The sequence below is a fragment of the Pyxidicoccus sp. MSG2 genome (assembly GCF_026626705.1).
Classification (GTDB): domain Bacteria; phylum Myxococcota; class Myxococcia; order Myxococcales; family Myxococcaceae; genus Myxococcus.
The window spans coordinates 5,678,247-5,692,128 of the sequence record NZ_JAPNKC010000001.1 but is presented as its reverse complement, the minus strand read 5'-3'; the positions used below and the strand labels follow the sequence as shown (position 1 = coordinate 5,692,128).

Sequence of the window (13,882 nt, the reverse complement as noted above, 5' to 3'; positions counted from 1 at the left end):
CTGGACTTGCACGAGGGCGCACGCCGCTACGGCATGGGCCGCGAGCCCGCCGACGGCGCCGACGGCACCGCGGGCCAGCCGTTGGGCCACGTCATCTGGTCGACGAGCATCACCCGCGCGGTGTGGGCGCTGTTCCACGCGTGGTAGACCATGTACGTGTCGCCGCCCGGCCCGGTGACGACGGAGTTGTGTCCCGGCCCCACCCAGCCGCCGCCCGTCTTGAGGATTGGGTTGCCCAGCTTCGTGTACGGCCCCAGCGGGCTGGTGGCGCGCGCGACGCCCACGGCGTAGGTGCTGTTGGCGTACGAGTTGCCGCTGTAGAAGAGGTAGTAGTAGCCGCCCCGCGCGACGACCCACGGCGCCTCGACGACGCCGCCCTCCCAGGCGAGGTTGTTGCTCATCAGCGTGCGGCGCGTGCCGACGAGCGACAGGCCATCCGCCGCCAGTTGCTGCCCGTAGATGGGCGTCGCCTGCCCCACCGCGTTGCCGTCCGCCTTCCACACCAGGTACGGCACTCCGGCCGTGTCCTGGAAGAAGGTGGCGTCAATCATGCCCATCCCCGTGTCGTGCACGAGCGGCTGGCCGCGGTCCGTGAAGGGCCCGAGCGCGCTGGCCGAGGTGGCCGCGCCAATGGACAGCTTCCCGTCCGAGTGCCGCGCGGTGAAGTACGCGATGAAGCGCGTGCCCACCTTGTGGATTTCCGGAGCCCAGAAGTCGCCCGTCGCCCACGTGGGCTTGCTCGCGGAGGGGAAGATGTGGCCCGCGCTCGTCCACGTCACCAGGTCCGTCGACGTGCGCAGGGCAAAGGCGTTGGCCGCGCCGCCCGACGTACAGGCGGCGACGTACCGCGTCCCATCATGGATGACGCCCGGGTCCGCACAGTCCGCGTTGACCACCGGGTTCTGGTACAGCCCGCCGCAGCCCGTGTACCGGAACGACATGCCGCACGCGCCGGAGCCGCTGAAGTACGGCTTCCAGCCGTTGGAGAGCACCGCGTAGGAGTTGCTCCCCTCGTTCGTGCAGCCCCTGTCCCAGAACACGCGCCCGCCCGCGTCGTCGTACTGCGCCGTGTGCCCCGAGGGCTTCAGCCAGGACGCGGCGTAGGTGATGCGCGTCGCACACGCGGTGGCCCCGGCACAGTCAGTGTCGAGCGCCAGCACGCACGCGTTGTTGCCGGTGAAGTACGGCTTCCAGCCGTTGGAGAGCACCGCGTACGAGTTGGTGCCCTCGTTGACGCAGGTGCCATTCCACGTCACCAGGTCGCTCGCGATGTCGTACTGCGACGTGTGCCCCGAGGGACGAATCCACCGGTCGCCGTAGGTGATGCGCGTGCTGCACGCGAGCGCCGCGCGGGTGGAGTCGACGGGAGCCTCGGTGTCGGCAAGCTCGTCGCCACAGCCGGACACGAACGTCGAGAGGACGCTCGCGAACGCGAGGGCCAGGATGCGGGGGGACTTCCTCATGGGAACACCTCCAGATGGAGGCGCGCGAGGTAGCACGAAATACCGGACAAGTCAGCCAGACCAGTCTTCCATGGGGCCTGCCCGACACATCGCCTTGACGCGATATAACAGCGCTTATACATATCCAGCATGAGCACCGGCAAAGGCCCCACCCTCGGCACGCTGTTGCGGCACCTCATCGAGCACCTCGACGGCGCCGTGGAGCAGGCCTACGAGCGCGCGGGGCTGGACTACCGCCCGCGCTACACGCCCATCGTGCGGACGTTGATGGCGCAGGGCCCGGTCTCCATCCGCGCCATTGCCCAGCAGGCGCAGGTCAGCCACTCCGCCGTCAGCCAGACCGTCTCGCAGATGGTCAACGCCGGACTGGTGGAGCTCCAGCCCGGCTCCGACGCCCGCGAGCGCATCGTCGCCCTGACGCCCCAGGGCCGGGCCATGCTTCCCGCCCTGGAGCGCCAGTGGGCGGCGACCAACGCGGCGGCGGACCAGCTCGACAAGGAGCTCTCCGCGCCGCTGTCTCGAGTCCTCGCCGAAGCGCTGCAGGCGCTGGAGCGAGAGCCCTTCGACGCGCGGCTCGAGAAGGCGGCCGCAAAGCTGAAGCCGTCACGCAAGAGCAGGCCGCGAGAGTGAGCACGGAGCCCGAGCGAATGACCCGAACCCGCGCTTGCGCCTGCCTCGCCCGGCGGCCGTGAGCCCCCGCCCCCTGGAGCCTTTGATGCACTCCCGAAGCCTGACCGCGGCCCTGACGTCGCTGCTGCTCACGCTGTCCCCCGGCCCCGCGGCGGCCCAGGTCGCGCCCGCGTCCGAGCGCTCCGCGCCGCGCACCCTCTCCCCCGCCGACCGAGACGCAGCGCTGGCAGCCATCATCGCGGTCATCCGCGAGTCCTACGTCCTGCCCGAGAAGGTCCCCGCCATCGCCGAGCGACTGGAGCAATCCCGGAAGGCCGGGCGCTACACCGTGGACGACGCGGCGCTGCTGGCCGAGCGCATCACCTCGGACCTCGGGGCCGCCAGCGGAGACGGCCACCTCTACATCCACTACAACCCCACCGAGTACGCCGCCGAGCTGCGCAAGCTCTCGCATGCGTCACCGAGCGAGGGCGCGGACAGCGACGCGCTCTTCCGCCAGGAGGCCCTCAGGGACCACCACGGCCTCGCGGAGCTGAAGCTCCTGCCCGGCAACCTCCGCTACCTGCGCATCACCGGCTTCGAATGGGTCCGCGACGAGACGGGCGCGGTCTACGACGAAGCGCTGCGCTTCCTGCGGGACGGCGACGCGGTGGTCATCGACCTGCGCGGCAACGGCGGCGGCTCGCACGCGGCCGTGCGCTACCTGGTCAGCCACTTCCTGGACGAGGACGTCCTGGAGATGACCTTCCTGGAGGGCTCGAAGCCACCGGCGCAGTCGCGCACCCTGGAGCACGTCCCGGCGGGGCGACTGAAGGGCAAGCCGTTGTACGTGCTCATCGACGGCGGCGTGGCCTCCGCGGGCGAGGCCTTCGCCTACGACGTGGCGCAGTTCAAGCTGGGCGAACTGGTCGGCACGAAGACGGCAGGCGCGGCCAACAACAACCGCTTCGTCCCCATCTCCCCCGGCTTCATGCTGAGCGTCTCCTTCGGCCGCCCGGTGCATCCGGTCAGCGGCACCAACTGGGAGGGCGTCGGCGTCCCGCCCACCGTGGAGACGCCGCCCGCCCAGGCGCTGGAGGTCGCCCAGTTGCTGGCCTTCAAGCGCCTGGCGGCGGCACCGGGCGTGTCACCCGATGCCCTGGCCGACTACGAGTGGGCGCGGCTCGACGTGGAGGCACGCCTGAAGCCCATCTCTGTCGCGGCGGCCCGGCTGAAGTCGCTCGCCGGACGCTACGGCGAGGTCGAGGTGAGCGTGCGCGAGGGCGCGCTCTGGATGGCACGGCCCGACCGCCCCACCCGCCGCCTGTCACCGCTGACGGCGGACGGACTGTTCGCCGTCGACGGCTCCGACAGGCTGCGCGTGAGATTCACGCCGAAGACGCTGGAGACGCTGTGGCGGGGAGACCCGGCTCCGCGGGTGTATCCGCGGAGCTGAAGCCTCAGCGCATGTCGAACACTTCCTGGTAGTAGCGCGAGCACCCGGCGCAGGTGTCGAAGAGGCCGGGCGTGGAGGCCGCGGGGTAGTAGGTGCCGTTGTAGAGCACGCGCAGCTGGCCGCCGTTGAACTGGTCCACGGCCATGACCCACGTGTACGTCTTGCCGTTCACGAAGCGGGTCACCAGGAAGGTGCCCAGGTGGGCCGAGCCGCTGAGGAACACGGGCAGCGGCTTGCCGTCGTTCATCCACCGCGTGTCATACCGGCCATAGCTGCCGTGATAGTGGCCCGCGTAGACGGCGGAGACAGGGAAGTCGTTCAGCACCGACATCATCTCCGTGCTCGCGCCGGAGCCCCAGTCGTGCATGTTGACGACGATTTCCTGCCCGCGATTGACGGCGTCCTGCAGGTCGCTTCGCAGCCAGTTGATGGCGGACTGGATGTAGAAGTAGTCGCGGCGCGCCGCGCTGAAGTTCCAGCCGTTCCAGTCGCGCGTGTACGTGGGGTAGTTGTTGAGCTGGGCGAAGTGGACCTTGCCGATGTCCCACGAGTACCCCAGGCTGCCCGTGTGGTTCTTCCGGTTGCTGGGGAACTCGTAATAGACGCCGCTCTCCGAGTAGTCGAAGCGCGTGGCGTTGAGCGTCCAGACCTGGTCCTTGAAGTACCAGACCATGCCCGTGGCGCACTGGTTCTCGTAGCAGTCATTCACGTTGTTGGCGTAGTCGTGATTGCCCAGGCCCAGGTAGACGTTGGACTGCACGCCGTGCTCGTAGATGTTGATGTAGTCGCCCAGGTCCACGTCCTGGTTTCCGAACTCCGTCAGGTCGCCGTTCACCACGGTGCCGCCGAACCGGTACTCGCCCAGCAGGTTCTTCACCTGGTTGATGCCATTGACGACGTTGGTGTTGTAGTAGCGCGCCAGGTCGTCGTCGTTCCATCCCGCGAAGACCTGGTTCTCCCTGTCACAGAGCGGGCCCGGCCCGTCGTTGCAGTGCTTCCAGGAGAACTGCGGGTCCGAGGCGAAGACCATGAAGAAGTCGTTCGTCTGGAAGTTGGACCACGAGAAGCTCGAAATCATGTCGTTGTAGAGCCCGCCCACGTTCGGCACGTCCTGGAAGTACGTCCGCGCCAGCCCCACGCCGCCGCCGTGCTCATAGGCGCGCACGCGCATGCCCTTGGGGACGCGGATGGACGAGTACGCGTCGTTCATGAAGGGCTGGCTTCCGCCCTCGCAGAAGGTGTTGGAGGCGCCGGAGTAGTTCGTGTCCGCGTACGCCTGGAAGCAATAGGCCAGGCCGCCCTGGCTGCTGTTGAGTGTGAAGTCCCCGCGCTGGCCCGCTGAATAGGTCGCCGCGACGAGCATGTACCTGCCGGCTCCCAGCGACACCGTCAGCCGGCTGTTGAAGTTGCCGCCGCTGTCGTCATCCTGGGCGATGAGCTGCGAGCCGTCCTGGTTGAGCAGGTAGAGATAGGTGTCGACGGAGGACATCAGGTCGAGCGTCACCGTCGCGGGCGCCGACAGCTCCAACCGGAACCGTGGGTTCTCGAGTGTCCGGCCGGTGGAGCTCACCCACGCGCTGCTCTTCGAGTCCGCCCACGCCGCCGACGGCAGCACCAGCACGGCCGCCAGGAGCAGGCCGTGAATCCAAACAGCGCGCACTTCATGTGAGGAACGCATGTGGCTGTCTTCCCCCTCGGAAAGGAGTTGCAGGTATGGCGTGGCCCCACAGCAAGCCGCGAGCCACGACGCTCCTGCATGAACTTTCAGAGGGGGACGGCACGGGACGGAAGCGGAGCTCCAGGCCCAGGCGTTCAGGGTGAACGCGGGCGCGTCCTGGCGGGACGGGCGCGGCCTTGCTGCCCGTGTGGCGGGGGAGGTGAATCCCCGCGACTTCAGTCCAGCAGGTGCGGATTGCGGACGATGAGCAGACCGGCCTGCACGGTGGCCGTGTAGTCGTTGAGCCGGCCGGAGGCCATGAGCGCGCTCACGTCGCGGCTGCCGCCCTGGGCGAGCGCCTCGGCCACCTTCTTGTCGCCCTGGTTGTAGGCCGCGAGCGCCAGCCGCCAGTCGCTGTACTGCGCGTGCAGGTCCGACAGCAGGGCCGCGGCGGCCTGCGTCTCGCGCGTCACGTCCAGCCGCTCGTCCTTGGTGGCGCTCACCTCCAGCCCGTAGCGGCGCGCCGTCTCGGGGATGAACATCCACACGCCCGCGCCGCGCATGCCGGGGGCCAGCGACGGGCGTCCGTCCGTCTCGGACATGTTCGTCACCGCGGACTCCACCACCGCCACGGCCAGCAGCCCCTCGGGCAGGTTCCTGGCGCGCAGGCCCGTCAGCAGGGCCTCGCGGTGCGTCCCCAGGTTCGCCAGCGCGCGCTTCATGAAGGCGCGGCCCTTCTCCGTGCCGATGAGCCGGTTGAGCTGCTCCACCACCTTCGCGTCCACCACCACTGGCAGGTCTCCGGCGGGCTGGCTGGACTCGGCGAGCGCCTTCGCCTCCGCGAGCGTCACCGTGCGGCCGCGCGCCGCGCCCTGGGCCAGCGTCGCCAGGGGAAGGAGGACCAGGAAGAGCGCGGATAGCAGCGCCGCGGCGCCGTGGGTGCGCAGGGGACGGGGTTGGAACAGCATTTCGATTCTCCTCGCGGTGGGATGGGACATGCCGGTGGCTCCGGCGGGAAGCGGCGGCGCTCCCGGAAGGGTGAGCGCCGCTTGAAGCAGACAGCGGGCATACGCGTGCGCCTGGGCCCGGCCGCCCGCCACCAGCGCCTCGTCACACGCCAGTTCCTGCAGCGAGACGAGCCAGCGCGACAACATGTGCGCGGCGGGATGCCAGAAGAAGGCGCCAGTGAGGACCAGGCGCGCGAAGGCCAGATGCGTGTCGCGCTGGCGGTGGTGCTGCAATTCGTGCAGCACCGTGAGGCGCAGCGACTCCGCGTCACCGAGCACGGCAGGAGGCACCACCACCCATGCGGAAGGCCCGCCGCCCAGGCGCGGGAACCACGCGGAGAAGGCGGGCGTGCCCTCCTCGCCCAGCACCACGCGGACGCGGCCCACGCCGCGCACGTGGGGCCAGGACTCCAGCTTCCGCAGCAGGCGCTGGTGACGAATCAGGGCCCGGGCGGTAAAGACAGACGCGCCAATGACAATCACGAGCGTGGCGGCGGGCAACACGGGAAAGGACGTGGGCAAGGACTCGCGAGGGCTCGCGACGGGCCGGGGCGGGGGTGCATCCCAGGCGGGTCCGGGCAGGCGTCCCGCGTGCCGCGCCACCGAGCGCTCGAAGTCGAAGAGGGGCCCGGCCGGGGACACCGCGTGCGCCACCGTCGCCACGAGCGGCAGGACGAGCGCCAGCAGCAGCGCGCCCCGCCCCACGCCCAGGGACTGCCGCGCGGACAGCGGCGCCCCCAGCCGCGCGAGGACGGCCAGCGCCACCCGCGAGAGCAGCAGTGCCACCGGCAGCAGCAGCGCCACGGCCAGATAGAGGGAGGCGAGCTCCCGGAGGACGGCGCTCATGACTTGTCCCCCTTCGCCTTGAGCAGCTTGCGGATCTGCTCCACCTCGTCGGGCGCCAGCGGCACGGCCTCCACCAGCCGGGCCACGAGCGCGGACGGCGTGCCCGAGAAGAGCGTGTCCACCAGGTGGCGCACGCTCTGTGCCTCGTACGCCTCGCGCGGCAGTACCGCCGAGTACAGGTGCCCCCGCCCCTGCTTGCGGCTTCGCACCACGCCCTTCTGCTCCAGAATCCGAAGGACGGTGGACACCGAGGTGTACGCGAGCGCGCGCTCCGGCGGCAGCGCGGCGAGCACGTCCGCCACGCTCACCTCACCCTGCTTCCACACGAATTGCATCAGCTCGAGCTCCACCGGCGTCAACGGCCGGGGCGCTTCGGGCTCGGGTTTGCTGGCCACGTGAGTTCCTCCGTGGCCAGCAAACTACTAAGTCCTTAGTTGTTCGTCAACTAAGCCCTTAGTTGATTCTCCGCGGAGAGTCACGGCGCGGAGGCCTCAGACGCCCAGCGCCTCGCGCAGCTCCGGGAGGCGCGCGGCCTTCACCGCGCCGAAGACGAAGCGGTCCGGACGCAGCACCACCACGTCGGCGGCCTGGCGGGAGAACCACTCCGTCAGCTTCCCGGTGACGTCCACCACGGCGGAGGCCTCGGACTTCGCGGCCTCGGGGCGGAACGTCACCAGCCGGCCCCCCAGGGACTCGGCCAGCTCGCGCGCCGCGGTCAGCTCCGCCTGGGGAGCGTCCCACCGGCACATCACCGTGAAGTCGTTTCCCAGGGCGTCGTCGAGGAGCACCTCCTCCCCCGACTCCAGCCGCACGCGGGGCTGGATGAAGTACGTGCCCTTGCCCCCGAAGTAGAAGCCGTTCTCGTGGAGCGGGGGCTGCTTGAACTTGAAGCCCTGGATGAAGTCGCGCACGCTCGGAATCCGCTGCAGCGTGCGCATCAGCGCGTCGCGGGCCGCGGCCAGCACGGGGTTGCGCGCCAGGAACAGGTGCCCCACACGCACGCACAGCTTCTGCACCTCCGCCACGTGCGGGCGGCGCTCCGCCTCGTAGGTGTCCAGCAGCGTCGCGGGCGCCTGCCCGTGAATCACCCGCTTCAGCTTCCAGGCGAGGTTCGCCGCGTCGCGCAGGCCGGACACCAGCCCCTGGCCCATGAAGGGCGGCATGGTGTGCGCCGCGTCGCCCAGCAGGAAGATGTTGCCCTCGCGCCAGCGCGCCGCGCTGAGGCAGTGGAACGTGTACACCTGCGCGCGCTCGATGTGGACGCGCTTCGGGTCGATGTACGGCGCGATGAGCTTCCCAATCGTCTCCGGCTTCTCCAGCTCCTCGCGCGTCTCGCCGGGCAGCATCATGAACTCCCAGCGGAGCTGATTCACCGCGCCCGTCGCCACGAAGGCGGGGCGCTTCGGGTCGCACACGAAGCGGCAGATGTCGGGCGCCTCCCCGTCGATGGTGCCGGACACCGCCAGCCAGGGCTCGCCGTAGGCCTTGCCCGACATGGGGATGCCCAGCGACTTGCGCACCGCGCTGCGCGCGCCGTCACACGCCAGCAGGTACCGCGCGCGCACCGTGCGCTCCTCGCCGCTGGCCACCTCGCGGTAGCGCACCGTCACCCCGTCGGGGCGCTGGTCCGCGCTCTCGAAGGCCACGCCCGTGCGCAGCTCCACGTGCGGGAAGCGGCGCAGCCCGTCGCGCAGCGCGCCCTCCAGCAGCGGCTGGTGGAAGAACCACAGCGGCGTGTGCCCGAAGCCGAAGTCCGCCTCGCCCGTGTGAATCTCGGCGAAGCGCTTGCCGGAGCCGCCCACGTACTCGGCGAAGCGCGTCTCCCGCATGTCCTTCTGGAGCAGCTCCAGGAGCCCCGTGGCCTGGTAGATGCGCAGCCCCTCGTCGTCGCACGAGAAGGCCCGCGGCTCGCCGTGCGGCGCGGTGTCCCGCTCCAGCAGCAGCGTCTTCACACCCATCAGTCCGAGCAGGTTGCCCGTGAGCGCCCCCACCGGACCGCAGCCGCTAATGATGACATCGACCTGCATGTCGGACTGCTGGCTGTCACAACCCATGGCGCCTCCTGGGGTAATCTCAAGCATATTGATTAACCAAAGGGTGTGACCACGCTGTGACGGCCTTCACGGGTTTTTACGGCTTCCGCCCAGAGTGGCGAGCTGCCGTATAGCGGGAAACCCACATGACAAGGATTGTCAGTGCTGGGGTCAGTGCTGGGGCAATCCCTACCCGTGACGGCGGCCCCGGCTCACCGTGTTACGTTGGCGCCTCTCCCAACCTCGGGGGGCCGGGGAGGACATGGCAGGAGACGACGCGGCAGGCACGCAGGACTACCGCCTGGAGCTGCTGGGCGAAGCCCGGCTTCGGAGCGGAGAGGGACTCATTCCCCTGGAGCGGCGCACGGCCGGAGTGCTGGCGTGGCTCGCGCTCGAAGGGCCGCACCCCAAGTATCGGCTCGCGGGCCTGCTGTGGGCCGAGTCCAGCGAGACGACGGCGCGAAACAACATGCGACAGCTGCTGCGCCGGCTGCGGCTCGCGTGCGGCGCGGAATTGGTCCAGGGCGCGGACGTGCTCTCCCTCTGCGAGCGCGTCGTCGCGGACGCGTCGGAGCTGCAGGCGCACGTGCTCGCGGGGCGTCACGCCCAGGCCCTGCAACTGGATGGCGTGCTGCTGGGCGCGCTGGAGTACGAGGACTGCACCGAGTTCCAGGCGTGGCTGGAGGGCGCGCGGGAGCGGCTGGACAAGCTGCGCCGCCGGGCCGCGGCGCTGGAGTCCGACGCGTCCGAGCGCCGGGGGGATTTGTCCGGAGCGCTCCTGCTCGCGGAGCGGCTGCTGGGCATGGACCCGTACTCGGAAGAGGCGTGGCGCCGGCTGATGCGGCTGCACTACGTGGCCGGAGACAGGATGGCCGCGCTCAACGCCTTCGAGCGCTGCCGCCGCCTGCTGCGCGAGGAGCTGGACACCACGCCGCTGCCGGAGACGGTGGCACTGGCGCGCGAAATCGAGCGCGGCCCGACGGCCGCGAAGCCCGGCCCGCCGCCGAAGCCGAAACTGCCACTGTCCGTGCTGCGCCCGCCGGTGCTGGTGGGACGCGAGCGCGAGTGGGCACGCATGGAGGCGGCGTGGGAGGCGGGGCAGACCATCTTCCTCGCCGGCGAGCCCGGCGTGGGCAAGACGCGCCTGGCGCATGACTTCGCCGCGTCGCGCGGCACGCACTTCATGCTGGAGGCGCGACCCGGCGAGCAGAACGTGCCGTACGCGTCCCACGTGAGGCTGATGCGGCAGCTCTTGGCCCGGGTGCCGGACCCGAAGCTGGAGCCCTGGGTGCGGCGCGAGCTGGCGCGGCTGTTACCGGACCTGGCCGGTCATGAGGGGCCACCCCCGCCCATGGCGGACGAGGCAGACCGCAGCCGCTTCCTCGAAGCGCACTGCCAGCTCATCTACGAGCTGTGCTCCGGCGTGGACGCGCTCGTCGCGGATGACTTGCAGTTCATGGACTCCGCCACCGCCGAGTTCGCGGTGCTGATGCTGTCGCGCCGCCATCCGCCCGGGCCGGGAGGCCGCTTCCCGCGCTTCATCGACACCTACCGCAGCGACGAGCTGTCCCCCGGGGCCGTCGCCTGCGTGCAGCAACTGGTGGTGGCGGGACTGGCCGTCGTCATCGAGCTGGAGCCACTGGGCGCGGACGCGGTGGGCGCGCTGCTGGGCAGCCTGGATTTGCCCGGCGCCGAGCGACTCACACGAGACGTGACGCGGCACACCGGCGGCAACCCGCTCTTCATCACCGAGACGCTCAAGGATTTGCTGGAGACGGGTGGGCTGGAGCGCGGTTGGCCCGAGCACGTCACGCCCTCCGTCCGACTGCGGCAGCTCATCCAGCAGCGCCTGGAGCGGCTGTCCCCACCGGCGCTCCAGGTGGCGCGGCTGGCGGCGCTGGCGCGCACGGACTTCGGGCTGGAGCTGGCCAGCGAGGTGCTGGAGATGCCGGCGCTCTCGCTCGCCACGCACGTGGCGGAGCTGGAGGCGGCGCAAATCTTCCGGGGTGAGCGCTTCACCCACGACTTGCTCTTCGAGGTGGTGCGCCAGGGCGTGCCGCGCTCGCTGGAGGCCCTGCTCCACCGGAGGCTCGCGGCTGCGCTGGAAGTGCGCCAGGCCGCGCCGGCGGTGGTGGCGCAACACTGGATGGAAGGCAACGAGCCGCGCCGGGCCGCGCCCTTCCTGGTGGCCGCCGCCAACGCGGAGGCCGCGGCCCTGCGCCACCTGGAGGCGGCCGTGCTGTACCACCGCGCGGCCGCGCTCCTGGAGGAGACGGGCCATGCAGAGGAGGCCGCGCGCGTCAGGGCCCGGGCCCGGGGCATCCCCAGCGCCTGACGCAGCGTCCCGGGCCCGGAGCCTTCATGGTCCGGGCCAACGGTCTGCTCGAAATCACACTTCGACTTGCCCAATCGGTCAGGTGCCCGCCCGCCCTGCGGTGCAAATTCTCAGAGCATGACTACGACCCTTGAACATGTTGGTTTCAACAAGGTGACGTCGCTGTACCCGGAAGAGCATGAGCTGTTGGCTCCTGAACAGGTGGCCCTCACGCCGCAGAACGTGGCGCGGCTGCGACAGAAGGCGAGCCAGTGGCTCACCCGCGCACAGAAGGAGTTCCATGACGCCGTCTTCGCGCGCGACGGCTCCGACGAGGGGCTGGACCGCTACGCGAGCGCACGCGCGGAGCTGGACTCGGCGGAGGCCTGGGCCCTGCGCGTGGCAGAGGCCGTCAGCCAGCAGCGGGACTGAGGGCGGCGGGGCGTAACGCCCAGGTGGGGCCTGACGCCCCACCTGATGCCACCTCTGGCGCAAAGACAGACAGCGTGGGGCGAGGTCAGCGGGTGGCGCCCGAAGAGCCACCCGCGAGCGGCGCGGGCTCGGCGGCCTTGGGGCGCTCGCCGTAGGGGAAGCGGTCCTTGAGCTTGAGCAGGTGCTTCTCGAAGAGGTTCCAGCTCACCAGCGCGATGCCCAGGGAGAGGCCGGCGGCCACGACGTAGAAGACCACCTGCATGGGGAAGTCGGAACCGAGCACCGGCTTGAGCGGCGTGCGCAGGAAGGACGTCCTCCGGAGGATGGCGTCCAGCGGCGAGTGGATGAGGTAGATGGCGTAGCTGTACTTGCCGTAGGTGCGCAGCAGCTTCGAGGAGAAGAAGCGGTTGAGCGGGTGGCCCGGCGCGACGGCCACGGCCCGGTGGACCACGGCCCCGAAGAGGACGGCGATGGCGGTGTAGCCGACGGTGCGGTTCACCGTGTGGAAGGCCGGGCCGACGGGCAGCACCACGAGGGTGAGCACCACCGGCACCGCGGCCCACACCGCGTAGCGCATCCAGGGGAACGCCTTCAGCCCCACACCCTCCGGGTGGCGCAGCGCCAGGGACAGGAGCGCGCCGACGGCCAGCGAGTCCACGCGGCAGAACGTCACCACGTAGGTGCTCTCGACGCTGGCACCGGAGAGGGTGAGCCCCACGCGCACGAGCATGGCCATGGCGATGGTGCCGAGACACAGGCGGATGGCGCCGCGATAGGACACCGCGGCGATGAGGAAGGGCCAGACGATGTAGAACTGCTCTTCAATCGCCAGCGACCACACCACGCCGAGGATGGGGTGCGTGGTGTCCACCCACAGTTGGTAGAAGTTGGAGAGGTAGAGCAGGTACCACGTCGCCCCCTCGGTGGTGATGCGCTGGTCCAGGTTGAGGCGTCCGGCGAGCGACGGCAGCACCAGGAAGGAGACGGCGAGGGCCAGGTAGTAGAGCGGGAAGATGCGCAGGAAGCGGCGCATGTAGAAGTTGCGGAAGAAGTACGGCTGGCCCTTCGCCTCCCAGAGGATTCCGGTGATGAGGAAGCCGGAGAGGACGAAGAAGAGGTCCACGCCCGTCCAGCCAGCGCCAGCCAGCCACCACGTCGCGCGGCCCACGGCACTCTGGTCGCTCAGGTGGGTGGTGTGGAAGAAGACCACCAGGAGGACGGCGAGGCCTCGCACACCGTCGAGCACCGGCAGGTGGCCCTGCAGGCGCGGAGCGTGCGCCGCCGCGGCATCCGGGCGGGCGAGGTTGGCGGACATGACGGTGGGCTCTCCTCGGAGGTTCCGTGCGCGGCCCCTCTCCTCGCGCACGACGCCCCGACTCTTACCAACGCGTGAAATTTCCAACAAGACCGGGACTCTGGGACACGTGGGTCAGCGACCGGGCAGGCGTGCGCTCCGCTCCCTCTTCCGGAGCGCACGCGCGCCTTCACCGTGATTGCGCGGACCTCTCCACGGCCGGGCCGGCCTCAGGGCCCGTTGTTGTGCTGGCACTTCCCGTCCGGAACAACGCGGGCCCGGACTTCACAGGATGCAGAAAGCGGCTTCCCCGCGGGCAGGCACGCGGAGACCAGCGCCTTCATGACCTCCGCGGTCGCCTTGTCGGCGGTGGCAATCTCCGAGGGCGTGTACCTGAGGCGGCCCGAGACGATTTGCTGCACGAACACGGTGAGCTCCGTGTCAGCCGTTTTCCGCGTTAGCACCACGGTCAGGTCCTGCTTTCCATCTGAGCTCCCGGGCAACTGGACCGACCACCGCTCGCTCTCTCCGGAGAGCACGGCGCCGGGGATTCCCTCCAGCGCCTGACGGATGCAGGCGTCAGTGACTTCCGCCCGGACCGACACGGTGCGGTTGAGGCCCTCCAGCTCATCACAGCCGAGGAGTCCCCCGCAGGCAGCGACCACCACGGCGAGGTTCCAGAGACGTGGCGTTGAACGGGTCATGAGCCTGGGAGGATGGGACATGGGTACCTGCTCCTTCTCCGTGTAGGCCGGCAACGACTCAAAACAA

General features: G+C 70.0%; 11 protein-coding genes. 4 read left to right on the top strand and 7 right to left on the bottom strand.

Annotated elements, in window-relative coordinates:
• Positions 1-26: 26 nt before the first annotated feature.
• Complete coding sequence (locus tag OV427_RS22170) at positions 27-1,463, bottom strand: glycoside hydrolase family 43 protein (RefSeq protein ID WP_267858135.1); 1,437 nt, start codon at positions 1,461-1,463, stop codon at positions 27-29.
• Between the two features lie 129 nt (positions 1,464-1,592).
• Between OV427_RS22170 and OV427_RS22165 the strand changes: the two genes are divergently transcribed.
• Both OV427_RS22165 and OV427_RS22160 read left to right on the top strand, forming a co-directional pair.
• Positions 1,593-2,093, top strand: a complete 501-nt coding sequence (locus OV427_RS22165) for a MarR family winged helix-turn-helix transcriptional regulator (protein WP_267858134.1) — start codon at positions 1,593-1,595, stop codon at positions 2,091-2,093.
• 85 nt (positions 2,094-2,178) lie between these two features.
• Complete coding sequence (locus tag OV427_RS22160) at positions 2,179-3,528, top strand: S41 family peptidase (RefSeq protein WP_267858133.1); 1,350 nt, start codon at positions 2,179-2,181, stop codon at positions 3,526-3,528.
• A gap of 4 nt (positions 3,529-3,532) precedes the next feature.
• On the opposite strand, the gene OV427_RS22155 is transcribed toward OV427_RS22160, so the two are convergent.
• From OV427_RS22155 to OV427_RS22140, 4 genes are all read right to left on the bottom strand, one after another.
• Complete coding sequence (locus tag OV427_RS22155; protein ID WP_267858132.1) at positions 3,533-5,206, bottom strand: metallophosphoesterase; 1,674 nt, start codon at positions 5,204-5,206, stop codon at positions 3,533-3,535.
• Between the two features lie 215 nt (positions 5,207-5,421).
• Positions 5,422-7,038 carry a M56 and MltD domain-containing protein gene (locus tag OV427_RS22150; RefSeq protein WP_267858131.1) on the bottom strand — a complete coding sequence of 539 codons (1,617 nt, stop codon included), beginning with the start codon at positions 7,036-7,038 and terminating at the stop codon, positions 5,422-5,424.
• Positions 7,035-7,433 carry a BlaI/MecI/CopY family transcriptional regulator gene (locus tag OV427_RS22145; RefSeq protein WP_267858130.1) on the bottom strand — a complete coding sequence of 133 codons (399 nt, stop codon included), beginning with the start codon at positions 7,431-7,433 and terminating at the stop codon, positions 7,035-7,037. The genes OV427_RS22150 and OV427_RS22145 overlap by 4 nt, the downstream gene beginning before the upstream one ends.
• A 96-nt stretch (positions 7,434-7,529) precedes the next feature.
• Positions 7,530-9,092 carry a bifunctional 3-(3-hydroxy-phenyl)propionate/3-hydroxycinnamic acid hydroxylase gene (locus OV427_RS22140; RefSeq protein ID WP_267858129.1) on the bottom strand — a complete coding sequence of 521 codons (1,563 nt, stop codon included), beginning with the start codon at positions 9,090-9,092 and terminating at the stop codon, positions 7,530-7,532.
• A 241-nt stretch (positions 9,093-9,333) separates the two neighbouring features.
• Here OV427_RS22140 and OV427_RS22135 point away from each other — a divergent pair, with 241 nt between their 5' ends.
• Both OV427_RS22135 and OV427_RS22130 read left to right on the top strand, forming a co-directional pair.
• Positions 9,334-11,406 carry an ATP-binding protein gene (locus OV427_RS22135; RefSeq protein WP_267858128.1) on the top strand — a complete coding sequence of 691 codons (2,073 nt, stop codon included), beginning with the start codon at positions 9,334-9,336 and terminating at the stop codon, positions 11,404-11,406.
• A gap of 117 nt (positions 11,407-11,523) precedes the next feature.
• Positions 11,524-11,817 (top strand): FruA-associating protein, FapA, encoded by a 294-nt coding sequence (locus OV427_RS22130; protein WP_267858127.1) that lies wholly within the window; start codon positions 11,524-11,526, stop codon positions 11,815-11,817.
• Between the two features lie 85 nt (positions 11,818-11,902).
• Here OV427_RS22130 and OV427_RS22125 read toward each other — a convergent pair whose 3' ends face one another.
• Complete coding sequence (locus OV427_RS22125; protein ID WP_267858126.1) at positions 11,903-13,132, bottom strand: acyltransferase family protein; 1,230 nt, start codon at positions 13,130-13,132, stop codon at positions 11,903-11,905.
• Between the two features lie 209 nt (positions 13,133-13,341).
• On the bottom strand, positions 13,342-13,836 hold the full coding sequence (locus OV427_RS22120; protein ID WP_267858125.1) for a hypothetical protein: 495 nt from the start codon (positions 13,834-13,836) through the stop codon (positions 13,342-13,344).
• Positions 13,837-13,882 lie beyond the last annotated feature (46 nt).